Annotated in this window: 22 protein-coding genes; 7 read left to right on the plus strand and 15 right to left on the minus strand. The window is 72.6% G+C overall.

Features of this window, described 5'->3' with window-relative positions; all coding sequences use genetic code 11:
* Positions 1-32: 32 nt before the first annotated feature.
* Positions 33-2,546 carry a DEAD/DEAH box helicase gene (locus OG956_RS31755; protein ID WP_330341447.1) on the minus strand — a complete coding sequence of 838 codons (2,514 nt, stop codon included), beginning with the start codon at positions 2,544-2,546 and terminating at the stop codon, positions 33-35.
* Between the two features lie 145 nt (positions 2,547-2,691).
* On the opposite strand from OG956_RS31755, the gene OG956_RS31760 reads away from it, so the two are divergent.
* Positions 2,692-3,486: a metal-dependent hydrolase gene (locus OG956_RS31760; RefSeq protein WP_330341448.1), complete on the plus strand. Its 795-nt coding sequence runs from the start codon at positions 2,692-2,694 to the stop codon at positions 3,484-3,486.
* 34 nt (positions 3,487-3,520) lie between these two features.
* Here the strand turns inward: OG956_RS31760 and OG956_RS31765 are convergent, their stop codons facing one another.
* The 4 genes from OG956_RS31765 to OG956_RS31780 form a co-directional block, all read right to left on the minus strand.
* Positions 3,521-3,784, minus strand: coding sequence for a type B 50S ribosomal protein L31 (locus OG956_RS31765; protein WP_330341449.1), 264 nt, complete (start codon positions 3,782-3,784; stop codon positions 3,521-3,523).
* A gap of 42 nt (positions 3,785-3,826) precedes the next feature.
* Positions 3,827-4,300, minus strand: a complete 474-nt coding sequence (locus OG956_RS31770; RefSeq protein ID WP_330341450.1) for a DUF5709 domain-containing protein — start codon at positions 4,298-4,300, stop codon at positions 3,827-3,829.
* 656 nt (positions 4,301-4,956) lie between these two features.
* Entirely contained in the window at positions 4,957-6,738 is a 1,782-nt protein-coding gene (locus OG956_RS31775) for an ABC transporter ATP-binding protein (RefSeq protein ID WP_330341451.1), read from the minus strand.
* Positions 6,735-8,540: an ABC transporter ATP-binding protein gene (locus OG956_RS31780; RefSeq protein WP_330341452.1), complete on the minus strand. Its 1,806-nt coding sequence runs from the start codon at positions 8,538-8,540 to the stop codon at positions 6,735-6,737. The genes OG956_RS31775 and OG956_RS31780 overlap by 4 nt, the downstream gene beginning before the upstream one ends.
* Positions 8,541-8,887: 347 nt before the next feature.
* Here OG956_RS31780 and OG956_RS31785 point away from each other — a divergent pair, with 347 nt between their 5' ends.
* On the plus strand, positions 8,888-9,622 hold the full coding sequence (locus tag OG956_RS31785) for a hypothetical protein (protein WP_443065628.1): 735 nt from the start codon (positions 8,888-8,890) through the stop codon (positions 9,620-9,622).
* 148 nt (positions 9,623-9,770) lie between these two features.
* Positions 9,771-11,381: a peptide-N4-asparagine amidase gene (locus OG956_RS31790; RefSeq protein ID WP_330341454.1), complete on the plus strand. Its 1,611-nt coding sequence runs from the start codon at positions 9,771-9,773 to the stop codon at positions 11,379-11,381.
* Positions 11,382-11,499: 118 nt separating this feature from the next.
* Here the strand turns inward: OG956_RS31790 and OG956_RS31795 are convergent, their stop codons facing one another.
* Positions 11,500-11,949: a MarR family winged helix-turn-helix transcriptional regulator gene (locus tag OG956_RS31795; RefSeq protein ID WP_330341455.1), complete on the minus strand. Its 450-nt coding sequence runs from the start codon at positions 11,947-11,949 to the stop codon at positions 11,500-11,502.
* 114 nt (positions 11,950-12,063) lie between these two features.
* On the opposite strand from OG956_RS31795, the gene OG956_RS31800 reads away from it, so the two are divergent.
* Together OG956_RS31800 and mltG are read left to right on the plus strand one after the other, a co-directional pair.
* Complete coding sequence (locus OG956_RS31800) at positions 12,064-13,872, plus strand: ABC transporter ATP-binding protein (RefSeq protein WP_330341456.1); 1,809 nt, start codon at positions 12,064-12,066, stop codon at positions 13,870-13,872.
* 105 nt (positions 13,873-13,977) lie between these two features.
* Positions 13,978-14,862, plus strand: coding sequence for an endolytic transglycosylase MltG (mltG, locus tag OG956_RS31805; protein ID WP_330341457.1), 885 nt, complete (start codon positions 13,978-13,980; stop codon positions 14,860-14,862).
* Between the two features lie 12 nt (positions 14,863-14,874).
* Here the strand turns inward: mltG and OG956_RS31810 are convergent, their stop codons facing one another.
* From OG956_RS31810 to OG956_RS40285, 6 genes are all read right to left on the minus strand, one after another.
* Positions 14,875-15,954 carry an NAD(P)-binding domain-containing protein gene (locus OG956_RS31810; protein WP_330341458.1) on the minus strand — a complete coding sequence of 360 codons (1,080 nt, stop codon included), beginning with the start codon at positions 15,952-15,954 and terminating at the stop codon, positions 14,875-14,877.
* Positions 15,955-16,038: 84 nt separating this feature from the next.
* Positions 16,039-17,205, minus strand: coding sequence for an LLM class flavin-dependent oxidoreductase (locus OG956_RS31815; protein ID WP_330341459.1), 1,167 nt, complete (start codon positions 17,203-17,205; stop codon positions 16,039-16,041).
* Positions 17,206-17,250: 45 nt separating this feature from the next.
* Positions 17,251-18,276: an ABC transporter substrate-binding protein gene (locus tag OG956_RS31820; RefSeq protein WP_330341460.1), complete on the minus strand. Its 1,026-nt coding sequence runs from the start codon at positions 18,274-18,276 to the stop codon at positions 17,251-17,253.
* 34 nt (positions 18,277-18,310) lie between these two features.
* A complete protein-coding gene (locus OG956_RS31825) occupies positions 18,311-19,048 on the minus strand; it encodes an ABC transporter ATP-binding protein (protein WP_330341461.1) in 738 nt (245 codons plus the stop codon).
* Complete coding sequence (locus tag OG956_RS31830; RefSeq protein ID WP_330341462.1) at positions 19,021-19,953, minus strand: ABC transporter permease; 933 nt, start codon at positions 19,951-19,953, stop codon at positions 19,021-19,023. Before OG956_RS31830 ends, OG956_RS31825 begins: the two co-directional genes overlap by 28 nt.
* 139 nt (positions 19,954-20,092) lie before the next feature.
* Entirely contained in the window at positions 20,093-20,176 is an 84-nt protein-coding gene (locus OG956_RS40285) for a putative leader peptide (RefSeq protein ID WP_365178906.1), read from the minus strand.
* A gap of 123 nt (positions 20,177-20,299) precedes the next feature.
* Between OG956_RS40285 and OG956_RS31835 the strand changes: the two genes are divergently transcribed.
* Positions 20,300-20,722 (plus strand): YjbQ family protein, encoded by a 423-nt coding sequence (locus OG956_RS31835; protein WP_330341463.1) that lies wholly within the window; start codon positions 20,300-20,302, stop codon positions 20,720-20,722.
* A gap of 204 nt (positions 20,723-20,926) precedes the next feature.
* Here the strand turns inward: OG956_RS31835 and OG956_RS31840 are convergent, their stop codons facing one another.
* Positions 20,927-21,718 carry a helix-turn-helix transcriptional regulator gene (locus OG956_RS31840; RefSeq protein ID WP_330341464.1) on the minus strand — a complete coding sequence of 264 codons (792 nt, stop codon included), beginning with the start codon at positions 21,716-21,718 and terminating at the stop codon, positions 20,927-20,929.
* 325 nt (positions 21,719-22,043) lie between these two features.
* Positions 22,044-22,445, minus strand: a complete 402-nt coding sequence (locus tag OG956_RS31845) for a DUF5997 family protein (protein WP_330341465.1) — start codon at positions 22,443-22,445, stop codon at positions 22,044-22,046.
* A gap of 58 nt (positions 22,446-22,503) precedes the next feature.
* Between OG956_RS31845 and OG956_RS31850 the strand changes: the two genes are divergently transcribed.
* Complete coding sequence (locus OG956_RS31850) at positions 22,504-23,286, plus strand: LysR family substrate-binding domain-containing protein (RefSeq protein ID WP_330341466.1); 783 nt, start codon at positions 22,504-22,506, stop codon at positions 23,284-23,286.
* 63 nt (positions 23,287-23,349) lie between these two features.
* Here OG956_RS31850 and OG956_RS31855 read toward each other — a convergent pair whose 3' ends face one another.
* Positions 23,350-24,801 carry an MFS transporter gene (locus tag OG956_RS31855; RefSeq protein WP_330341467.1) on the minus strand — a complete coding sequence of 484 codons (1,452 nt, stop codon included), beginning with the start codon at positions 24,799-24,801 and terminating at the stop codon, positions 23,350-23,352.
* Between the last annotated feature and the right edge of the window lie 71 nt (positions 24,802-24,872).

Genomic DNA, 24,872 nt, shown 5'->3' on the forward strand with positions numbered 1-24,872 from the left:
TTCTCCTTGGCTCACAACCGGTCGGGAAACGCTCACAGCTGGCCCACGTCGGTGACCCGGACCACGGCCCGGCCCTCGGCGTCCGAGGCCGCCAGGTCGATCTCCGCGCTGATGCCCCAGTCGTGGTCGCCGTTCGGGTCGTCGAAGATCTGGCGGACCCGCCAGATGCCGTTCGCCGGCTCCTCGTTGATGACCAGCAGCTTGGGGCCGCGGGCGTCGGGGCCGGTGCCGAGGTCGTCGTACTCGTCCCAGTACTTGTCCATCGCCTCGGCCCAGGCGTCGGCGTCCCAGCCGGACTCGGCGTCCATCTCGCCCAGTTCCTCGACCTGGTCGAGGGCGGCGAGCTCCACACGCCGGAACATGGCGTTGCGGACGAGCACCCGGAAGGCCCGTGCGTTGGTGGTGACCGGCTTGACCTCGTCGGCCTTCTCCTGGGCCTCCTCGGCGGTCATCTCCTCCGGGTTCGCGAGCTGCTCCCACTCGTCCAGCAGGCTGGAGTCCACCTGGCGGACCGTCTCGCCGAGCCACTCGATCAGGTCCTGCAGGTCCTCGGACTTCAGGTCGTCCGGGATGGTGTGGTCGAGGGTCTTGTAGGCGCTGGCGAGGTAGCGCAGCACGATGCCCTCGGTGCGGGCCAGCTCGTAGAAGGACACCAGCTCCGTGAAGGAAAGCGCCCGTTCGTACATGTCCCGGACGACGGACTTCGGCGACAGCGGGTGGTCGCCGACCCACGGGTGGCTCTTGCGGTAGGTGTTGTACGCGTGGAAGAGCAGCTCCTCCAGCGGCTTGGGGTAGGTGATGTCCTGGAGGCGCTCCATGCGCTCCTCGTACTCGACGCCGTCCGCCTTCATCGCGGCCACGGCCTCGCCGCGCGCCTTGTTCTGCTGGGCGACGAGGATCTGCCGGGGGTCGTCCAGAGTGGACTCGACGACGGACACCATGTCGAGGGCGTAGGACGGCGACTCGGGGTCGAGGAGCTCGAACGCGGCGAGCGCGAACGTGGACAGCGGCTGGTTGAGGGCGAAGTCCTGCTGCAGGTCGACGGTGAGCCGGACGATGCGGCCCTCGGCGTCGGGCTGGTCGAGCTTCTCCACGATGCCGCCGTCGAGCAGCGAGCGGTAGATCGCGATCGCCCGGCGGATGTGGCGCAGCTGCTGCTTGCGCGGCTCGTGGTTGTCCTCCAGGAGGTGACGCATCGCCTCGAACGCGTTGCCCGGGCGGGCGATCACCGACAGCAGCATCGTGTGCGTCACCCGGAAACGCGAGGTCAGCGGCTCCGGTTCCGACTCGATCAGCTTCTGGAAGGTGTTCTCCGTCCAGCCGACAAAGCCCTCTGGCGCCTTCTTGCGCACCACCTTGCGCCGCTTCTTCGGGTCGTCGCCCGCCTTCGCCAGCGCCTTCTCGTTCTCGATGACGTGCTCCGGCGCCTGCGCCACGACGAGCCCGGCCGTGTCGAAGCCGGCGCGCCCGGCCCGGCCCGCGATCTGGTGGAACTCCCGGGCCCGCAGCGTGCGCACCCGGCTGCCGTCGTACTTGGTGAGGGCGGTGAACAGCACCGTGCGGATGGGCACGTTGACGCCCACGCCGAGCGTGTCCGTGCCGCAGATGACCTTCAGCAGGCCGGCCTGCGCGAGCTTCTCCACCAGGCGCCGGTACTTGGGCAGCATGCCGGCGTGGTGCACGCCGATGCCGTGCCGTACGTAACGAGAGAGATTGCGGCCGAACTTGGTGGTGAAGCGGAAGTTCCCGATCAGCTCGGCGATCTGGTCCTTCTCCTCGCGCGAGCACATGTTGATGCTCATCAGCGCCTGCGCCCGCTCCACGGCCTGCGCCTGCGTGAAGTGCACGATGTAGACCGGGGCCTGCTTCGACTCCAGCAGATCGGTGAGCGTCTCGGTGAGCGGGGTGAGCCTGTACTCGTAGGACAGCGGCACCGGACGGGTCGCCGAGCGGACCACCGCGGTGGGGCGGCCGGTGCGGCGCGTGAGGTCCTTCTCGAAGAAGGACACATCGCCCAAAGTGGCCGACATCAGGATGAACTGCGCCTGGGGCAGCTCCAGGATCGGGATCTGCCAGGCCCAGCCGCGATCGCCCTCGGCGTAGAAGTGGAACTCGTCCATGACGACCTGGCCGACGTCGGCGTCCTTGCCGTCGCGCAGCGCGATGGAGGCCAGCACCTCGGCGGTGCAGCAGATCACGGGAGCGTCGGCGTTCACGGAGGCGTCGCCGGTGAGCATGCCGACGTTCTCGGTGCCGAACAGCTTGCACAGCTCGAAGAACTTCTCCGACACCAGCGCCTTGATCGGGGCCGTGTAGAAGGTGACCTCGTCGCGGGCCAGTGCCGCGAAGTGCGCACCGGCCGCGATCATGCTCTTGCCGGAGCCGGTGGGCGTCGAGACGATCACGTTCGCCCCGGAGACCACCTCGATCAGCGCCTCCTCCTGGTGCGGGTAGAGGGTGAGGCCGCGCTCCTGCGCCCACGACTCGAAGGCTTCGTACAGGGCGTCGGGGTCGGCGGTCGGCGGCAGCTGATCGATGAGGGTCACGCACCCATCTTGCCTGGCCTCCTCCCCGAGAGGGGAATCGGCTGCGGGCACGAAGATCGCGGCAGCTACGCTGTGGCGCCGGCGCAAGGTCGGCGCACCAGGTCAACTGGACAGCGGTACACGAGGAATGGGGCGGGAAGCGGCCATGATGGGACCAGCACACTCACTGTCGGGGGCCGCGGCCTGGCTCGGGGTCGGAGCGGCCGCCGCCGCGGCAGGGCATCCGATGCCCTGGCCGGTCCTCCTGTCCGGCGCTCTGATCTGTGCCGGTGCCGCGCTCGCCCCGGACCTCGACCACAAGGCGGCCACGATCTCCCGTGCCTTCGGGCCGCTCTCCCGCTGGATCTGCGAGATCGTCGACAAGCTGTCGTACGGCGTCTACAAGGCGACCCGGATGAAGGGCGACCCGCGTCGCTCCGGAGGGCACCGCACGCTGACGCACACCTGGGTGTGGGCGGTGCTGATCGGCGCCGGCTGCTCGGCGCTGGCGATCGCGGGGGGCCGCTGGGCGGTGCTGGCGATCCTGTTCGTGCACATGGTGCTGGCGATCGAGGGCCTGCTGTGGCGGGCGGCGCGCGGCTCCAGCAGCGACGTCCTGGTCTGGCTGCTGGCGGCGGCCACCGCGTGGATCCTCGCGGGCGTCCTGGACAAGCCGGGCAACGGCTCCGACTGGCTGTTCACCGCCCCGGGCCAGGAGTACCTGTGGCTGGGGCTGCCGATCGTGCTCGGCGCGCTGGTGCACGACATCGGGGACGCCCTGACGGTCTCGGGCTGCCCGATCCTGTGGCCCATCCCCGTGGGCCGCAAGCGCTGGTACCCCGTGGGCCCGCCGAAGGCGATGCGCTTCCGCGCCGGGAGCTGGGTGGAGCTGAAGGTGCTGATGCCCGTGTTCATGCTGCTCGGCGGGATGGGCTGCGCGGCGGCGCTCAACGTGATCTGAGGCGGCGGTGCGCAGCGGCCGGCCGGGCTGCGGATCAGGTGGTCTCGCCGGCCCCGGCCCCGCCGTACCGGCGCTCGAAGCGGGCGACACGGCCCTCGGAGTCGACCGTGCGGGCCTTGCCGGTGTAGAAGGGGTGGCTCTCCGAGGAGATCTCCACGTCGATCACCGGGTAGCTCTTCCCGTCGTCCCACTCGATGGTCTGCTCGCTCTGCGCGGTGGACCGGGTGAGGAACGCGTAGCCGGCGGCGCGGTCACGGAAGACCACGGGGTGGTAGTCGGGGTGCTTGTCCTGCTGCATGGCGGCTCCTGGTCCGGGGCGTGCGGGCAGGGTCAGTGCGGGTCAGCCGGGCAGGGAGTCCTCGTCGACGACGTGCATCGCGGCCTCCTCGGCGGAGGCGGCGGCGCCGTCGATGCCGACGTCGGTGGCGACGAGGGCGGGTTCCTCGTCCTCGTGCGCGCCCTCGTCCGGGGCCACCAGCCGGCCGGAGCGGCGGTTGCCGACCTCGTTGTCGAGCAGTTCCCCGTCGGTGTCGTGGTCGCCGATGTCGTCGCCGTCAGGGGCGGCCGCATCGGGCAGTTCCTCGGCGAGCCGCTGGTCGAGGGTCTCGCCCGCCTGGCGCTCGGCCGCCGTCACCCCGACGTGGTTCACCGCCCAGGGACGCTCGGGAGGGGACCAGCCGCGGTCGAGCGGATCGTCGACGCCGTCGTATTCCAGTGTGTCCTCGGCGTCGAGCACACCCGTGTCCTCCCGGACATCCATGGGATCGGGATCGGGCTGGTAGACGTCGTCCCCCCAGCCGTCGACGCTGTCCACGAGTACCTCCAGGTGGTGAGGACGGCCGTGCGCCACCCTGAGCGGCGGTGGGTCGCCGGCACGTGTGGCCCGGGTGTCACACGCCGCGAACCGGGCGGCTGCGGGGCGTTCCCCAAGCCCGTGCCGTTCTCCAGACTTCCACCCCCGGTCGGGACCGCGCAACGGCACGAGCGCGGGTCATCGCCGGGGCCGGGACACCGGAACGAAGGCGGGCGGCTCCCCGGGCCGGGACATCGGCACGAACGCGGGCCGCTTCCCGGGCCGGGACGTCGGCGCCACCGCATGCCTCCTGGGCGCCCGCGCCATGACCTGGCGGCCCGAAGCACCGGCGGACGCGCCTTCGTGCTTGCCGGGCACGGCCCGTCTTCCCCGTCCGTCCGCAACGCCGCCGGATCCGGCTTCCCCGGCCCGGGGCGCGCGGCCCGTCTGCCCGTGGCGCCGGCAGGCCCGGCCGCAATCCCGCCGTCGGGAGCACCGGCAGGTCCGGCCGCAATCCCGCCGTCGGGAGCGCCGGCAGGCCCAGCCGGTGCCCCGCCGTCGGGGGCGCCGGCAGGCCTCGCCGAGAACGCCCGCCCCGTGACCGGTCCGGATGCCGGGGGCCGGGGTGAGCGGGCGGTGCGGCGCCTGGGTGCCGGTCATCCGGCTTCGCCGGAGCCTCAGCCGTGCCAGGACCGCCACAGCGCCGCGTACGCGCCGTCCGCCGCGACCAGTTCGTCATGGCTGCCCAGCTCGCTGATGCGGCCGCTTTCCACGACGGCGATCACATCGGCGTCGTGCGCGGTGTGCAGGCGGTGGGCGATGGCGACCACGGTGCGGCCATCCAGGACACGGGCCAGGGAGCGTTCCAGGTGCCGGGCCGCGCGCGGGTCGAGAAGCGAGGTCGCCTCGTCGAGGACCAGCGTGTGCGGGTCGGCGAGGACGAGCCGGGCCAGCGCGATCTGCTGGGCCTGCGCCGGGGTCAGCGCCAGCCCTCCCGAGCCGACCTCGGTGTCCAGGCCGTCGTCCAGGGCCCGTGCCCAGCCGTCCGCGTCGACCGCGTCCAGCGCAGCCCACAGCTCGGCGTCCGAGGCCGCGGTGCGGGCCAGCAGCAGGTTGTCGCGCAGGGAGCCGACGAAGACATGGTGTTCCTGGTTGACCAGGGCGACGTGCGAGCGGACGCGTTCCGCCGGCATCCGGGACAGCTCCGCGCCGCCCAGGGTGATGAGGCCCTCCCGGGGTGCGTAGATCCCGGCGAGCAGCCTGCCCAGGGTGGACTTGCCCGCGCCCGAGGGGCCGACCAGGGCCAGCCGGGTGCCCGGGGCCACCTCCAGGGACACCGTGCGCAGCACGTCGACGCCCTCCCGGTAGCCGAAGCGGACCCGGTCGGCGTGCACGTCCCGCCCGGCCGGCGCCAGCGAGGCGTCTCCGGCGTCCGGTTCGATCTCCCGCACACCGACCAGGCGGGCGAGCGAGACCTGGGCCACCTGCACCTCGTCGTACCAGCGCAGGATCAGGTTCACCGGGTCGACGAGCATCTGCGCGATGAGCGCGCCCGTGGTCAGCTGCCCGACCCCGATCCAGCCGCGCAGGACGAACACCCCGCCGACCATGAGGACCGAACCGAGCACGATGACGTGGACGGCGTTGATGACCGGGAAGAGCACGGACCGCAGCCAGAGCGTGTACCGCTCCCAGGCGGTCCACTGCTTGATCCGCCGCTCCGAGAGGGTGACCCGCCGGTCCCCGAGCCGGTGCGCCTCGATGGTGCGGCCCGCGTCCACCGTCTCGGCGAGCGCGGCGGCGACGGCGGCGTACCCGGCGGCCTCGGAGCGGTAGGCAGAGGGCGCCCGCTTGAAGTACCAGCGGCACCCGGCCACCAGCACCGGCACGGCGAGCAGCACGGCGGCCGCCAGCGGGGGCGCCGTGACGACGAGCCCGCCGAGCAGCAGCAGAGCCCACACCACGCCGATGGCCAGCTGCGGCACGGCCTCACGCATGGCGTTGGCCAAGCGGTCGATGTCGGTGGTGATGCGGGAGAGCAGATCGCCGGTGCCGGCCCGTTCGAGCACGCCCGGCGGCAATCCGACCGACCGCACCAGGAAGTCCTCGCGCAGGTCGGCCAGCATCCGCTCGCCGAGCATCGCGCCGCGCAGCCGCACCTGCCGGGTGAACACCGCCTGTATGGCCAGCGCGAGCACGAACAGGGCTGCAGTCGGGCCCAGATGAAGCTCCCTCGACCGGTCGGACACCCGCTCGACCAGGCCGCCGAGCAGGTACGGACCCACCATGGAGGCGATCACTGCGACCGTGTTGACGCCGATGAGCAGCAGGAACGCCCGGCGGTGCCGGCGGAACAGCTCGGCGACGTAGGCGCGCACGGTCGCGGCCTTGCCGACGGGCAGGGTGGTGGCGGTCGTCGGGGCCGCCGGATCGTACGCCGGTGGCGCAACGCCGATCATGCGCTCTCCTCCATCGCTTCGCGTTCCTGGCGCGCGCCGACCAGGGCGCCCTCGTCGGCCGCCGCCAGTTCCTCGTCGGTCTCCCGGGTGACCACGGCCCGGTACCGCGGTTCGCTGTCGAGCAGGTCGCGGTGTTCGCCGACCGCCACCGCCTCGCCGTCGTGGACCAGGACGACGCGGTCCGCGCGGTCGAGCAGCAGCGGCGAGGAGGTGAACACCACGGTCGTACGTCCCGAGCGCACCCGGCGCAGTCCGTCCGCGATCCGCGCCTCGGTGTGCGAGTCGACCGCGGAGGTGGGCTCGTCCAGCACCAGCACCCCGGGATCCGTGACCAGTGACCGGGCCAGCGCGAGTCGCTGGCGCTGCCCGCCGGACAGGGAGCGCCCGCGCTCGGTGATATGGGCGTCCATCGGGTCGGCGGCGGCCGGTGCTCCCTGGACGAGCGCCTCCAGCACGTCGTCGCACTGCGCCGCGGCCAGCGCGTCCGTGGCGCGCACGGCTCCCGAGGAGGGCACGTCGAGCAGGTCGCGCAGCGTGCCGGACAGCAGGACCGGGTCCTTGTCCTGGACGAGGACGGCGGTGCGGGCGCCGTCCAGGGGGAGTCCGTCCAGGGCGACTCCGCCGAGCAGCACCGAACGGCCCGGCTCGGTCGGGTGGCCGCCCAGCCGCTCCGCGAGCCTGCCCGCCGCGTCCGGATCGCCGCAGACCACGGCGGTGAGACGGCCGGCCGGCGCGAGCAGACCGGTCACGGGGTCGTACAGGTCGCCGCCCGGCACCTCCGCCTCGCGGGTGCCCCCGGTGGCCGTGGACCGCTGCAGCGACAGCACGCGGGCCGCCCGTTTGGCCGAGGGCCGGGAGAAGGAGTAGGCCATCGCGATCTCTTCGAAGTGGCGCAGCGGATAGTTCAGCACCATCACCGCGCTGTAGACGGTGACGAGTTCACCGACGGTGATCCGGCCCTGGCGGGCCAGGTCGATGCCGTGCCAGACGACGGCGATGAGCAGCAGCCCGGGCAGCAGTACCTGGACGGCGGAGATCAGCGACCACATCCGGGCGCTGCGCACCGCGGCGTGCCGCACCTCCTGCGAGGCGCGGCGGTAGCGGTCGAGGAACAGTTCCTCGCCGCCGATGCCGCGCAGCACCCGCAGCCCGGCGACCGTGTCCGAGGCCAGCTCGGTGGCCCGGCCCGCCTTCTCGCGCTGCACGTCGGCGCGGCGCGTGGCCCGGGGCAGCAGCGGCAGCACCGCGACCGCCACGACGGGCAGTCCGACGGCGACGACGATTCCCAGGGCGGGCTGGTAGACGAGCAGTCCGACGCCGACCACGACGACCGTCAGGGCGGCCGCGGTGAACCGGGAGACCGCTTCCACGAACCACCCGATCTTCTCGACGTCGCCGGTGGAGACCGCCACCACCTCGCCCGCGGCGACCCTCCGGGTCAGGGCGGAGCCCAGCTCGGCGGCCTTGCGGGCCAGCAGTTGCTGGACGCGGGCGGCCGCCGTGATCCAGTTGGTCACGGCGGCCCGGTGCAGGAAGGTGTCGCCGAGGGCGATGCCCGTGCCGCACAGCAGCATCAGACCCCCCGTCAGGGCGAGCCGGGTGCCGGAGCGCTCGACCACCGCCTGGACGGCGAGGCCGACGCAGAAGGGCAGGGCCGAGACGGAGACGAAGTGCAGCAGGCCCCAGGCGAGCGACTTCAGCTGTCCGCCCAGCTGGTTCCGCCAGAGCCACCACAGGAACCGGGGGCCCGAACGTGCGTCCGGGACGCCCGGATCGGCGTACGGAAGGTCTTGAATCTGCATGGCGTCCCAGTGGCTCGTGTCAGGGCGGGAACAGGAAGGAGAGGGGAGGAAGAGAGCGGAGTGGGGAAGGAGGTGGGGCGAGAAGCGGTGACAGGCTGTGAAAGGTTCGCCTCGCTGGGTGGTGAATTTCAAACGGTTTTTCCCGTCGGTGGCCGAGGTTCCCCCGCTTCCCGCCACCGGTGACCGCCTCCGGCGCCGTCGCGGGCGCCCCGGCCGGGCCTCACCGGTCAGGTGTCCAGCCGGCCGACCGCACGCACGAGGGGCGTCACCCGAATGTCTGGAAGATCTCATAATCGCCCGGTACGTGATGCGAGGATGACCGGGTGAAGATCCACGGTGTGCGGCGAATGACGGTTGCGGTGACGGCTTTTGGGGCTCTGCTGGCCACTGTGCCGGCGTGCGGCGGTCAGGCGTCCGGACCCGCTCGCACCGGCGGGGAGGGCCCGCGCGGCCAGGTCCCCGGGAGCCCGGCGGCGCGGACCGCACCCACCGCCGACCCGACGCGCATCCCGGGCATCGGTGACCGGCTGCTGCAGGAGATCCCCCGTGACTCCGGCCAGGTCCTCGCGGTGTACGGCCAAGGCGAGGACTCGCCCGACTCCACCGCCGTGCTGTACACACGGGAGGGCGCGCGGTGGCGGCCGGTGGCCCGGTGGCCCACGCACAACGGGCGCAACGGCTGGACCACGGACCATCATCTGGGTGACGAGCGCAGCCCCGTCGGCGTGTTCGGTCTCTCCGACGCAGGCGGTGTGCTCGCCGACCCCGGGACCAGGCTGCCGTACGACCAGGACGAGGAGGCCTACGCGCCGCCGAACGACTGGGGCGAGGCGCATCAGCACGACTTCGACTACGTCATCGCCATCGACTACAACCGTGTCCCGGGCACCCCGCCCCACGACGCCACCCGCCCCGAGGGCGACGACAAGGGCGGTGGCATCTGGCTGCACCTCGACCACGGGGACGGCACGTCCGCGTGCGTCAGCCTGGCCAAGGACGCCATGGAGTTCCTGCTGCGCACCCTCGACCCGGCCCGGCATCCGGTGGCGGTGATGGGCGACCGGGCGGAACTGCGCGTCTGACGCACGGACGTCGCCACCGCCGGGGGCTTCCACGGCCGGCGGCGCGGGCGCGCAGACGCCGGACGCGCGCGGCCCGGCCGGGCCCGATCGCGCCCTTGAGACGGAGGTGTCATTGCGGCCGGTCCCGACTCCCCGTAGAACACCGGCCATGAGAAGACGGATGGTCATGTCCATGCTTGCCGGAGCGATCCTCCTGGCAAGCGCGCTCTTCGGCACGGGAGCCGCCGCGGTCCAAGCGGCTGACGTCCCGGCCGAGTTCGGCACCGACTGGCACGACCCGGTCACGGCGGCGCCGCCCGTCGACCGGCCGCCCACCAGGTCCTGCCAGGTCACCCTCGCCGACGCCCGGTTCCGCGACTTCACCCCGTACCGGGGCGCGTACACCCCGCCCCAGGGCTGCGGCGACCACTGGAGCAAGGTCGTCCTGCGGCTCGACGGCAAGGTGAAGGGCCGTCAGTACGACCGCCTGGGCTATCTGCACGTGGGCGCGGTCGAGATCCTGCGCACCTCCACCCCGGAGCCCTCGCCGGACGGCATCGAGTGGCACGTCGAGAAGGACGTCACCCGCTACAGCGACACGTTCCGCAGCCCGCAGGACGTCGAGATGCTGATCGGCAACGTCGTCGACGACACCTACACCGGCGTGATCGACGTGCACGTCACGCTCACCTTCTACACGGGCCGCCCGGCGGAGCCGACCCCCGACCGGGTGCTCACCCTTGCCGGCACGCCCGGCGGCACGACGCTCACCGCGCCGCGCAACAGCGAGCGGATCCTCGCCGAGGTCTACGCGACCGGCTCCGGCGGCGGCTGCGAGGAGTTCTGGTATCTGACCGTGGCCGATCCGGCGTCGTACTCCTGCAAGGCCGACCACGGGCCCTACCGCGAGGTGCAGATCAAGGTCGACGGGCACCTCGCCGGAATCGCCGCGCCGTTCCCGAACGTCTGGACCGGCGGCTGGTCCAACCCGTTCCTCTGGTACGTGATCCCGGCGCCGGGCGCCTTCGACGTCCGGCCGATCACCTACGACCTCACGCCCTTCGCGGGCCTGCTCGACGACGGCCGCCCGCACCGCGTCGACGTCTCCGTCGTCGGCGTGCCCGCGGGGCAGTCGGGCTGGAGCGCGCCGGTGAACGTCCTGGTCTGGCAGGACTCCCACCGCGCGCAGCTGACGGGAGCGCTGACCGAGGACAGGGCCACGGACATCGCGAACACTTCGGTCTACACGCCCGGTTCGCAGAACCGTGCCGACACCCGGGCCGGACACCGGCTCACCGTCTCCGGATACCTCGACACCTCGCACGGCCGCGTGACCACCACCGTCACCCGGACGCTCGCCGACACCTCCGTCCACCGCTGGACGGACGGCGAGAACACGGACGGACTCGACGCGACCTGGACCGACGACCAGACGGTCGCTGTCGGAGGAGACGGCCCGGCGCGAACGACGCGCACCCACCGGACGTACACCATGAACGGCGCGACGACCATCGGCGCGGACGACCGGCTGCGCACCGTGCTGACCCTCGGCGACCGCGCGTCGTTCGTGGAACTCCGGGACGGCCGGCGCAGCGCCTGGTCGCGGCTCGACGACACCTACAGCGGTGACGCCGCCTACACCGTCAACGTTCCGCGCGACCAGCGGCACGCGGTCGGCACATCGAGCGAGCGTTACCGGCTGGACGGCTCCGGCGGCTGTTACGACCGTTCGCTGACCACGGTCCAAGGAGTGCTGACGGAGGACCGCGAGCGCTGCTGAGCACGGCCGTGGGGAGGGTGCGGTGCGCGCTGCGAGCGGCACAGTCGTGACGAGTGCGCGAGCGCGTCGCCCGCACGACGGCGGGCCGTGCACCGGATGGTGCGCGGCCCGCCGCGGTTCAGCAGCTCTTTCCGCCGTCCCCTTCGATCAGGGTCTCCAGCAGGACGCCGAGCACCTGGCGCTCCTTCTCGGTCAGCGGCGCGAGGATCTCCTCGGCCGCCGAGCGGCGGGCGCCGCGCAGCTCGCGCAGGGTCGCACGGCCCTCGTCCGTCAGCTCGATCCGGGTCACCCGCCGGTTCGCGGGATCCGGCACCCGCCGTACCTTCCCGCTCGCCTCCAGCCCGTCGACCAGCGTCGTCACCGCGCGGGGCACCACTTCCAGGCGCTCGGCGAGATCGGCCATGCGCGGGGGCGAGGCGTAGTGCGCCAGCGTGCGCAGCAGCCGGGACTGGGCCGGGGTGACCCCCACGTCGTTCCGTTCCAGATGGCGTTTCTGGATGCGGTGCACCCGGCGGGTCAGCCGCAGCAACTGCTCGGCGAGCAGGCCGTCGGAATCTGAGGTGGTCATGCGGGAACAATATCAGGATGCCGTTCATTGTGAGTATAGGTAACAATGAGCTACGATCCGTTCGCCATCGTCGGCCGGCCTCCGGCCGGCGCCCGTTCACCTCCGTAGGAGCCCATGCATCCCGACCGCGCACCGTCCTGGACCCCGCCTGCCGACGCCAAGGAACAGCCCCGGCAGGTGCGCCGCATCCTGAAACTCTTCCGTCCCTACCGCGGGCGGCTCGCGATCGTCGGCCTGCTGGTCGGCGCCTCCTCGCTGGTGTCGGTGGCCACGCCGTTCCTGCTCAAGGAGACCCTGGACGTCGCGATCCCGCACGGCCGCACCGGCCTGCTGAGCCTGCTCGTCCTCGGCATGATCCTCAGCGCCGTCCTCTCCAGCGTCTTCGGCGTGCTCCAGACTCTGATCTCGACCACCGTCGGCCAGCGCGTCATGCACGACCTGCGCACCGCCGTCTACGGCCGGCTGCAGCGCATGTCCCTCGCGTTCTTCACGCGCACGCGCACCGGCGAGGTGCAGTCCCGGATCGCCAACGACATCGGCGGCATGCAGGCCACCGTCACCTCCACCGCCACCTCCCTGGTCTCCAACGCCACCAGCGTCGTCGCCACGATCGTCGCGATGGTCGCCCTCGACTGGCGGCTCACGGCCGTCTCGCTGCTCCTGCTGCCGGTTTTCGTGTGGATCAGCCGCCGCGTCGGGAACGAACGCAAGAAGATCACCACACAGCGGCAGAAGCAGATGGCCGCCATGGCGGCCACCGTCACCGAGTCGCTCTCGGTCAGCGGCATCCTGCTCGGCCGCACCATGGGCCGCTCCGACTCGCTCACCGCGTCCTTCGCCGAGGAGTCCGAGCGACTGGTCGACCTGGAAGTGAGGTCGAACATGGCCGGGCGCTGGCGCATGGCCGTGATCACCATCGTCATGGCCGCGATGCCCGCCGTCATCTACTGGACGGCGGGCCTGGCCCTGCAGTTCGGCGGCCCCAAGGTCTCGCTCGGCACCATCGTCGCCTTCGTCTCGCTCCAGCAGGGCCTGTTCCGTCCGGCCGTGAGCCTGCTCGCCACCGGCGTCCAGATCCAGACCTCCCTCGCGCTCTTCCAGCGCATCTTCGAGTACCTCGACCTGCCCATCGACATCACCGAGCGGGACAAGCCGGTCCACCTCGACCAGATCAAGGGCGAAGTCCGCTTCGAGAACGTCGAGTTCCGCTACGACAACGGCGACACGGCGCGCCCCGTCCTCGACGGCATCGACATCACCGTGCCCGCCGGCGGCAGCCTCGCCGTCGTCGGCCCGACCGGCGCCGGCAAGTCCACGCTCGGCTATCTGGTGCCCCGGCTCTACGACGTCACCGGCGGCCGCGTCACCCTGGACGGCGTCGACGTCCGGGACCTGGACTTCGGCACCCTGGCCCGCGCGGTCGGCGTCGTCTCGCAGGAGACGTACCTCTTCCATGCCTCGGTCGCCGACAACCTCCGCTTCGCCAAGCCGGACGCCACCGACGAGGAACTGCGGGCCGCGGCCAGAGCCGCCCAGATCCACGGCCACATCGCCGCGCTGCCGGACGGCTACGACACGGTGGTCGGCGAACGCGGCCACCGCTTCTCCGGCGGCGAGAAGCAGCGCCTCGCGATCGCCCGCACCATCCTGCGCGATCCGCCGGTCCTCATCCTGGACGAGGCGACCAGCGCCCTCGACACCCGCACCGAGGCCGCCGTCCAGGAGGCGATCGACGCCCTGTCGGCCGACCGGACGACGATCACCATCGCCCACCGCCTGTCCACGATCCGCAGCGCCGACCAGATCGTGGTCCTCGAGTCCGGACGCGTGGCCGAACGCGGCAGCCACGAGGAACTGCTGGAACGGGACGGGCGGTACGCCGCGCTGGTGCGCCGGGACGCACAACTGGAACCGACGAGCTGAACGCGGGCGCAGAGGTGTGCCGAGGGGGGACCGGCGAGCCGACCCCGGGGCCGACAAGCCGAAGAGATGCCGGAATTGATGCGATATGCGTATTACCGTTCCGGCATGCGTACCAAGATTCCGCCGCGGAGCAGGATCCGGCCGACACGCCGGGGCAGGCTTTCCCTCGTCGTGGCCGGCGCCGTCGCGACCGGCACCGCCGTGGCGATGCCGCTGCTGGCGCTGAACGGCGGATCCGGGCAGGAGCGGACCGCCACCCTGGTCGTCCCGGAGGGCTGGCGCGCCGGGCAGGTGTACGACGCGATCGACCGGGCCCTCGGACTGCCTGACGGAAGCACGCGCACGTCCGTCGGAAGGGCCGGACTGAAGCTGCCGAGGGACGCCGCGGGCAACCCGGAGGGCTATCTCTTCCCGGCGACCTATCCCCTGCGGAAGGGAGCGACGCCCGAGTCCGTGCTGCGGTCCATGGTCGACACGGCCGAGGCCAGGTTCGGGGCGGCACCGGTCGCGGCCGGGGCGCAGCGCACCGCGATGCGGGTCTACCAGGTCGTCACCATCGCCAGCATCGTCCAGGCCGAGGCCGCGACCGAGGCGGACATGGGCAAGGTCGCCCGGGTCGTCCACAACCGGCTGGAGCGCGGGATGCCGCTGCAGATGGACTCGACGATCAACTACGCGCTGAGCCGCAGCACCCTCCGCACCAGCCAGGAGGACACCCGCATCGACAGCCCCTACAACTCCTATCAGCGCACGGGCCTTCCGCCCACACCGATCGACAACCCCGGGGAGCAGGCGATGCGCGCCGCGCTCGAACCGACACCGGGCGACTGGCTGTACTTCGTCACGGTCAGGCCGGGAGACACCCGCTTCACCTCCGACTACGCGACGCACCTGCGCAACGTGGCGGAGTTCAACGCCCTCCACCAGCGCACGGGGCGGGACCGGACGCCGGAACCGGGTCCGGCCGCGCGGCCGGACCCGGCGGGCTGAGCCGACGGGACGTCACGCGGCGACCGGCTCGTCCTGCGCCAGCAGCCGCCTGATGTCCCGGACGGCCGCGCGGCCGGCCCGGTTGGCGCCGATGGTGCTGGCCGAGGGGCCGTAGCCGACGAGATGGACCCGCGGGTCGGCCACCACCCGGGTGCCCTCCACCCGGATCCCGCCGCCCGGTTCCCGCAGCCGCAGCGGACGCAGGTGGTCCAGTGCGGCCCGGAACCCGGTCGCCCAGAGGATGACGTCGGCGGTGACGTGCCGGCCGTCGTCCCACGCCACGCCGTCCGGAGTGATCCGGTCGAACATCGGCTGCCGGTCCAGGACCCCGTCCGCGAGCCCCTGCCGGATGGCGTCGTTCAGGGGCAGCCCGGTGACCGAGACCACACTGCGCGGCGGAAGCCCCTGCCGCACCCGCTCCTCGACCAGCGCGACGGCCGCACGGCCCGCCTCCTCGTCGAACGGTCCCTCGCGGAACACCGGAGGGCGCCGGGTGACCCAGGTGGTCGCGGCCGCGTACGGGGCCAGCTCCAGCAGGTGCTGCGTGCCCGAGGCGCCGCCGCCCACGACGACGACCCGCTTTCCGGCGAACTCCTCCGGCCCGGCGTACTGCGCGGTGTGCAACTGCCGCCCGCGGAAGGTCTCCTGACCGGGATAGTGCGGCCAGAACGGCCGGTCCCAGGTGCCGGTCGCGTTGATCAGCGCCCGCGCCGACCAGGCGCCGTCCGAGGTCTCCACGAGCAGCCGCCCCCCGGCTCCTTCGCGCACCGCCCGCACGTCCACGGGCCGGCGCACGCGCAGGCCGAAGGTGCGCTCGTACCGGTCGAAGTACTCGCCGATCACCTCCGCCGAGGGCCGCGCGGGATCGGCGTCCGTCAGCTCCATCCCGGGCAGCGCGTGCATCCCGTGCACCTTGCCATACGTCAGCGAGGGCCACCGGAACTGCCAGGCTCCGCCCGGCGCGGGGGAGTGATCGAGGACCACGAAGTCACGACCCGGCTCGAACCCGGTGCGCCGCAGATGAAAGGCGCTGGACAGCCCGGCCTGCCCGGCGCCGATGACGACGACCTCGACCTCACGCGATTCGTTCACCTTTCTACTAACCGGGACGTGGGCGTGGATCTTCCCGGAAACCGGGATCCGGCGGCCCCGGATCCGGGAGCCGATGGCTCCGGCTCAACGGCCACTGGACACCAGCAGCGGCGCGGCGCGCCCGCTTCCGTTCGCGGCCGCCGGGTACGTCGCAGGCTCCAGCAGGCCGCGGGCGGACAGCTCCGGGATGACGCCCTCGCCGAACCAGTACGCCTCCTCCAGATGGGGATATCCGGAGAGGACGAAGTGCTCGACGCCGAGCGCGTGGTACTCCTCGATGCGGTCGGCGACCTCGGCGTGGCTGCCGACCAGTGCGGTGCCGGCGCCACCGCGGACCAGACCGACCCCCGCCCAGAGGTTGGGGTGGATCTCCAGCCGGTCCCGGGAGCCGCCGTGCAGCTCGAGCATCCGCCGCTGCCCCACCGACTCGCTGCGGCCGAGCGCGGCCTGCGCGGCGGCGATGGTGTCGGCGTCGAGATCGTCGAGCAGCCGGTCCGCCGTCGCCCAGGCCTCCGCCGAGGAGTCCCGGGAGATCGTGTGCAAGCGGATCCCGAAGCGCACCGTGCGCCCCTCGCGCTCCGCGAGCGACCGGATCCAGTCGATCTTCTCCTTGACCTGGTCCGGCGGTTCGCCCCAGGTCAGATACACATCCGCGTGCCGGGCGGCCACCGGCCCGGCCGCCGCCGAGGAACCGCCGAAGAACAGCTGCGGCACCGGGTCGGGCGGCAGCGCGGTCAGTCCGCCCTCGACCTGGTAGTGGGCGCCGTGGAAGTCGTACGGCTCCCCGCGCCACACTCCGCGCACGACGGACAGGAACTCGTCCGTGCGCTCGTACCGCTTGTCGTGGTCGAGATGGTCGCCGAAACGCCGCTGCTCCGCGGAGTCGCCGCCGGTCACCACATTGAGCAGCAGCCGCCCGCGCGTCACCCGCTGGTAGGTGGCCGCCATCTGCGCGGCCAGCGTCGGCGAGAGCAGCCCGGGGCGGAACGCCACCAGGAACTTCAGCCGCTCGGTGTGCTGCGCGAGGGCGGCCGTGGTCAGCCAGGCGTCCTCGCACCAGGTGCCGGTCGGCGTCAGCACCGCCTCGAAGCCCAGCCGCTCGGCGGCCTTGGCGATCTGCGCGAGGTACCCGATGTCCGGCGCCCGTACCCCGGTCGCCTTGCGGGCGTCGTCCGGGCCGTAGGCGTGCCGGTCCACCAGGGTGCGGCCGTCGCCTCCGGTCGGCAGGAACCAGTGCAGTCGTACGGTCATGCCGCTGTTCTCCTCTTCTCGAGCATGGCTCTCCGCGCCCGGTTCTCAGCCCTTGGCCGGTGTCGTCGACGGCGGCAGGCCGCCGTTGTACCGCGTGTCCACGAAGTCGCCGAAGTCCACCTTCTTCGGGATCAGCTTCAGCCCGGCGAAGGCGTCGACGATCTGCTGCTCGGAGGAGACGAGCGGCTTGTCGACGGCGACGGCGACGCGGGTGGAGTTGGTGCGCCGCACGGAGGCGAGCGCCACGTCGTAGGGCAGCCCGGTGTCCTTGGACCACACCCTCGCCCACGCCTGCTGATGGTTGTCGGCCCAGGCCGTCGCCCGCCGCAGCCGGTCGAGGTAGTCCTTGATGACGGCGGCCTTCTTCGGGTCCTTGAGGGCGGCCGGCGCGGCCACCTGGAAGGTGAGCCCGTTGGTGACGCCCTCACCGGTGGTCAGCACGCGCCCCTGCTTCGCCTGGAGGATCTGCGAGGTGTACGGGTCCCACACCGCCCAGGCGTCGACCTTGCCGGAGGTGAACGCGGCGAGCGCGTCGGCCGGCTGGAGGTACTTGACGTGGACGTCCGACAGGCTCAGCCCGGCCGCCTTCAAGGACGCGACCAGCTGGTAGTGCGCCGACGAACCCTGGGCCACGGCGACTGACCTGCCCTTCAGCTGCTCCGTCCTGGTCAGCCGGGAGCCCTTCGGCACGAGGATCGCGTCGCCCCTGGAAGTGCCGTGCCAGGCCGCCACCACGGAGATCTTCGAGCCCGCCCCTGCCGCGAAGACGGGCGGGGTGTTGCCGACGCCGCCGATGTCGACGGCGCCCGCGTTGACGGCCTCCAGCAGGGGCGGACCGGAGGTGAACGTCGACCACTTGATCCTGTAGTTCAGGTTCTTCAGCTCACCGGCGGCGCGCAGGACAGCCTCCGAACCGCCCTTCTGGTCGCCGACGTCGAGCGTGACGGACCCCTTTCCGTCGGTGCCCGAGCCGGTGCCCGTGCTCGTGTCGGCGGCCGAGTTCCCGCCGCAGGCGGAGAGCAGGAGCGCGAGGGGGAGGAGCAGGGCGGCGGGGACGAGTCGTCGTCGCATGGCGGTTCCGTTCATGTGCGGGAGTCCAGGGGGTTCAGGCGGCTTCGGCGGCGGTGCTGACGCCGAGCCGTTCGAGCAGGCGGGCACGGAGCCCGGCGAAGCGGGGGTCGGTGATCTCACGCGGCCGGTCGAGGTCGACGCGCTGCTCGTGGGCGATACGGCCGCCGTCCATCACCAGGACCCGGTCGGCGAGCAGCACGGCCTCCTCCACGTCGTGCGTGACCAGCAGCACCGCGCAGCCACGGCGCTGCCACAACTCCCCGACCAGCCGCTGGGCCTTGATCCGGGTGAGCGCGTCGAGGGCGCCGAACGGCTCGTCGAGCAGCAGCAGATCGGGTTCGCGCACGAGGGCGCGGGCGAGGGAGGCGCGCTGCGCCTCGCCGCCGGAGAGGGTCCTCGGCCAGGCGTCCCCGCGGTGGCCGAGGCCGACCTCGTCCAACGCCCGATCGGCGAGGGCGCGTTCCGGCTTGCCGGGCAGACCGAGCAGCACGTTGCGCCAGACCTTCTTCCAGGGCATGAGCCGGGGCGCCTGGAAGGCGACGGCCCTGCGGCGCGGGACCAGCGCGGTGCCCTGGATGTCGCGGTCGAGGCCGGCCAGGATGCGCAGCAGCGTCGACTTGCCGCAGCCGCTGCGGCCGAGCAGGGCGACGAACTCGCCCGGGGCGATGTCCAGTCGGAGGTCGTCGATGACGGTACGGCCGTCGAAGGCGCGGGTCAGTCCCTCGACGTGGACGGCGTGTTCGGTCACCGGCCGGTGAACGTCGGTCGCCATTGCAGCAGCAGCCTTTCGAGGAAGCGGACGATGAAGTCGGCGAGCAGGCCGAGGAAGGCGTAGACGATCAGGCAGACGACGATCACGTCGGTGCGCAGGAAGTCCCGGGCCTGCACCATCAGGAAGCCGATGCCGGCGTCGGCGTTGACCTGCTCGGCGAAGACCAGCGCGAGCCAGGCGATGCCGAGCGAGTAGCGCAGTCCGGTGAGCGCGCCGGGCAGCGCGCCCGGCAGCACGACATGCCGTATGAGGCCCCATCGGGACAGGCCCAACGACTCACCGGCCTCGATGAGTTGGGCGTCCACCCCGCGGATCCCGGCGTACACGTTGAGATACAGCGGGAAGGTCACACCGAGCGTGATGATGGCGATCTTCGGGGCCTCGCCGATGCCGAACCAGATGATGAACAGCGGGATGAGACCGACGAACGGCACCGTCCGCAGCATCTGCACCGGCGCGTCCACCAGATCCTCGCCGATCCGGAACAGCCCCGAGACCAGGGCGAGTCCGGTGCCGGTCACGGTCCCGAACAGCAGCCCGAACGCCACGCGCCGCAGCGAGGTCCCCATCGCCGACGGCAGCGAACCGTCGCTGACCAGGTCCCAGCCGACCTGGGCGATCCGGCCCGGCGAGGCGAGGACGCCGGCGGTCAGCACTCCCGTGGCGCTGAGGAGTTGCCACAGGACGAGGAGCAGGACCGGGCCCGCGGTACGGCGAAGCCAGCGCGGGACGCGCAGGCGCCGGGTGGACGCGGGGACGACGGGCTGGAGGCCGGGGGACTGGGCGCCGACGGGCTTCGCGGCGGAAGAGCCGTGGCCGGATGGGACTGTTCCTGCGCCGTCGGACTTGGATATACCGGAAATATCCGGTTCAGGAGAGCTGGGTGGGGCATGGCTGATGCTCATGAGTGCTCCACGGAGGGGGAACGGTACGGAGATGCGGGATCGTGCCCGCACGCCGGCCCGGGGCAGGCCATGCCGGCCTCGGAAGGCAGGCCGGGTCAGGGGTGGGGCAGCGGAGCCCGAGGAGAAGCGGAGAAAGGCGTCAGCGGCCGCGGTGACACGCGGCGGAGGCCACCCGCAGCAGGTCGATGTGACCGCGCGTGGTGAGCAGGGCTGAACGCAACATGCGGCAGAAAGTAGCCAGATGGCCGCGCCCGGGTCAACGGTGTCTCGTCTTGTGGACCGCCCGTCTCGCCGAACCGCCCGCGCCGCAGGGTGTGAAACCCGGCGTATGGGTCAGGATGGGGGCATGCCAGAAGCCTTCACCACCCGATTGCTGCACGTCGCCACCGGTTCCCGGGAACGAGTGGTGGATCTGACCGCCGACTGCGAGGAGTTCCTGCGTGAGGCGGCGGCGGGCCGCGACGGTCTGCTCAGTATCTTCGTCCCGCACGCCACGGCCGGAATCGCCCTCATCGAGACGGGCGCCGGCAGCGACGACGACCTCCTCGCCGCCCTGCACACCCTGCTTCCCGCCGACGACCGCTGGCAGCACCGCCACGGCAGCCCCGGCCACGGCCGCGACCACGTCCTCCCGGCCATCGTCCCGCCCCACGCGACCCTCCCGGTGATCGGCGGCCGCCTGGAGCTGGGCACCTGGCAGTCGGTGTGCCTGGTCGACACCAACAAGGACAACCCCGACCGCAAGGTGCGGCTGAGCTTCCTGGGCTGACCGGGGACGCGCCGGTGCGGTCCCGGCCGATGCCGGCGGTCGTGCGGTGCCGGCAGGCCGTGGTCGCCGGCGTCCGCCCGACGGCGGGCGTGGCGCCGCTGTCCGGGGGACTCCTTGTCGGATGCCGCCGGACGATGTGACGGGGCTCGGCGCGGGCCGAGTCGCGGTTCGCTCGCCGTGCCGGGGGGCCGGCCGGGACAAGGCTCAGGCCGGCCCGGAAGACGGCACCAGGCCGAGCTGCTGGGCCCTCAGCACGGTGCCCAGACGGTCGCGGGTACCCAGCTTGCGGTAGATGTTCTCGACGTGCTTGTGCACGGTGCGGACGGAGATGCCGAGGCGGCGGCCGATCGCGTCGGCGGTGAGCGCCTCGCTGAGCAGCAGCAGGACGGTCGTCTCGCGGGGCGTCAGCGCACACTCCCCCGCCCGCTCGTCCGGCGCAGCCCCCCGGCCGAGCCGGCGCCGCCACTCCTGAAGCAGCTGCCGCTGCCGCTCGACGGCGGCCAGCAGCGGCTGCGCGCGCTCCGCCATCGCGAGATGGTCGTCGGTGAAGTCCGTGCCGGTGCGATAGACCAGGCACCCGGTGATCGGCGTGGTGCTCTCACGGAGCGGCACGCCCAGCACATGGTCGACGCCGAGCGCCGCGTCGAGCAGGCGTGCCGTCGCGCTCTCGGACCAGCCGCGTCCCGCCGCCCGCCGCGCGGTGACCGGCGTCCGGTCGGTCCTCCCCGCATAGTGCTGGGCCAGCGGGTAGCCCGCGCGCAGCAGAGCCAGGTCCGCTTCCCCGAGCCGCTCCAGCTCGGCGGCGACGGCGCCGGGCGCCGCTCCGATCGTGCCCGTGTCCTCGCTCCAGTCGTCGAGTTTGTGGAGGACCGCCTCGCCGCCGCACAGGTCCGCCAGGGCACCGGCGAGCATCGGCCACAGACGGGCGGGCTCCCGCTCGTGCAGCGCCGCCACCGCGACCGCCGCCATCCGTTCGTAGGCCCTCTCCAGCGCCACCTGTTCCTCTCCGGTCTGTCGCGGCGGCCCGTCTTCTCCGTCGGGGTACGTACTTGTACGCATACTCTCGCGGCCCCCGGCCGGTGCACACTGCAACCCGACGGCACCGGCCCGCGGCGGACGGGAGTCCGGCGGGCCGCCGACGCGGGGGAGCGGCGGCCCGCCCGGTGCCGTACCCGTCATCCTGCCCAGGCGCCGGCGCCGGCGCCGAGCGCGCGGTCCACCCTTCCGATCAGGCGACGGGAACAGCAGGGCAGCCCACCGACAACGCCCTCCGGGAGCCGGAGGGCGTTGTGGAGAAACGGTTCTCGGGAGGCGGGGCGGATCAGCCGCGGCGGGCGGCGCGCTCCTGCTTCTCCTTGTTCCGCTGCTTGATCCGCGCGGCCTCCTTGCGGACCTCGGCCTGAGTGGCACGCTCCCGCTCCAGCCACTCGGGCCGCTCCTGCTTCAGCGCCTCGATCTGACCGGTGGTCAGCGGCTCCGTCACGCCGCCCCGCGCGAGGCCGGCGATCGACACGCCGAGCTTCGCGGCGACCACCGGACGCGGGTGGGGGCCGTTGCGCCGCAGCTCGCTCAGCCACTCCGGCGGGTTCGCCTGCAGCTCGTTCAGCTCGGCGCGTGTGACGACGCCCTCCTGGAACGAGGCGGGGGTGGCGGGGAGGTACACACCCAGCTTCTTCGCCGCGGTCGCGGGCTTCATCGTCTGGGTGCTCTGCTGCGAACTCATGAGGCCAAGGGTATCGGCCGTGTGCGGGGCGGCCGGCCACGGCCGGTAGCCTGGCCTGGTGACAGGCTCGGAGGAATCACCGTCCTTCCGGCTCGCGTACGTACCCGGAGTGACGCCCGCCAAATGGGCGAGGATCTGGAACGAGCGCCTGCCGGACATCCCGCTCACTCTCGTCCAGGTACCCGCCGCCGAGGCCCAGGACGTGCTGCGGGCGGGGGAGGCCGACGCGGGCCTCGTACGGCTCCCCGTGGACCGTACGTTCTTCAGCGCGATCCCCCTGTACACCGAGACCACGGTGGTCGTCGTCCCCAAGGACCACCTGATCACGGCCGTGGACGAGGTGACCCTGGCCGACCTCGCCGACGAGGTGCTCTTCCACCCCCTGGACGACGTCTTCGACTGGGACCGCCCGCCCGGCGAGCCCGCCTTCGAACGCCCCGCGACGACACCGGACGCGATCGAGCTGGTGGCCGCGAACGTCGGCCTGCTGGTCGTCCCGCAGTCCCTGGCCCGCCTCTACCACCGCAGGGACCTCACCTACCGCCCGGTCACCGACGCCCCCCAGTCCAGCGTCGCCCTGTCCTGGCCGGAGGAGGCCACCACCGACCTGGTGGAGGACTTCATCGGCATCGTCCGCGGCCGCACCGTCAACAGCACCCGGGGCCGTACCCGGCCCGCGGCCGAGCAGGAGCAGAAGCCTTCCGAACCGAAGGGCGCCCGGCAGAAGCCGGCGCCGAAGGGCGCGGGCCGCACCGCGCGCGCCCGCGCCGCGGGTGGCGGCACGCGCACCGCCGGGTCCAAGCAGGCCCCCAAGCGGGGCAAGCCCCGCCGGAGATCCTGAGGGCCCGGCGGCACCCCTGAGGCCGGGCCCCGCCGGATCGCGCCCCCGACGGGAACCAGCCCCCTACACGCTCTCCCGCGCCGGCTCCAGCTGCGGGCGGACCCGGCGTTCCCGCAGGTCGGCGTAGGCCAGGGACAGGGCCAGCAGGATGATCGCGACGGACGTGAGCAGGCCGTACTGGAGCGCCGTGGCGGGGGTGCCGTGGTGGGCGAGGTGGGCGAAGTACACCGAGCCCACCACGGCGACGCCGGCCGCGGACCCGATGCGCTGGGCGGTCTGGAGCACCCCGCCCGCGGCGCCGCCGCGCCGGACCGGCACGAGGGACAGGGTGAGCGTGGTGTTGGGGGAGATGGTCAGCCCGGAGCCGACCCCGGCGACGAGCAGGGGGAGTGCGGCCGCCCAGGCCACGCCCCGTCCCGGTACCCAGTGCACGGCCGCGATGGCGCCGAGCATGCCGGCCGCCACCGTGCACAGCCCGGCGATGACCAGCCTGCGCCCGAAGCGCACCACCAGCCGGCCGCCGGCCGCCGCACCGAGCGCCGAGCCCGCCGCGAACGGCATGGACGACAGGCCCGCCGCGAGCGCGCCGTAGCCCAGGCCGTTCTGCAGGAACAGCGTGTAGACGAAGAACAGCGTGGTGAAGCCGCCGAAGTACACCAGGCTCAGCAGCGCGCCCAGCGAGAAGGAGCGCAGCTGGAAGAGCCGCAGATCGACCAGGGGAGCCCGCTCGTGGCGCACCTGGCGCCGCTCCCACGCCCAGAACGCGGCCAGCAGCCCGGCGCCGGCCGGAAGCAGGGCCCACTTCAGCCGGCCGTGCCACTGCTGTTCCTGCACCAGCGGCAGCATCAGGGCGAGCACGCCCGAGCCGAGAAGCAGCACGCCCGGCACGTCGAAGCACTCGCGCCTGCCCGGCGAGCCGGGGGAGCGGGGCAGCAGCCGCAGTCCCGCGCAGAACACGGCGGCCCCGAGGGGCAGGTTGACGTAGAACACCCAGCGCCAGGCGTCGGGGCCGCCGGCCGCCTGGATCAGCAGGCCGCCCACCAGCGGGCCGACCGCCGTGGAGATGCCGATGGTGCTGCCCATCAGCCCGAACGCGCGGGCCCGCTCCCGGCCCTGGAACATCTGCTGGATCAGCGCCGAGGTCTGCGGCGCGATCAGTCCCGCCGACGCACCCTGGACCAGCCGGAACAGCACCAGCCACGCCGCGCCGGTGGACAGCCCGCAGGCAGCCGAGGCAAGGGTGAACAGCGCGAGCCCGGTCAGGAAGGTCCGGCTCCGTCCGCGCATGTCGCCCAGCCGCCCGGCCGGGACCAGGGACAGACCGAGGGTGAGGGCGTATCCGGACATCACCCACGACAGCTCGGCCGTGCTGGCGCCCAGTCCGCGCTGCACCGAGGGCAGCGCCACGTTCACGATCGACGTGTCCAGCAAGGTCATGAAGGCCGCGGTCAGGCAGACGGCGAGCGCCTGCCACCGCCGGTCGTGCGGGGCCGGCCCGGCCCGGTCTGTGGTCATGGGATCACGCTAGGCAGCCACCGCGCCGGGCGCACCGCGGGAGCGTCCCTGGCGTGAACGGCGACCTGCGG

This window comes from Streptomyces sp. NBC_00557 (assembly GCF_036345995.1).
Taxonomy (GTDB): domain Bacteria; phylum Actinomycetota; class Actinomycetes; order Streptomycetales; family Streptomycetaceae; genus Streptomyces.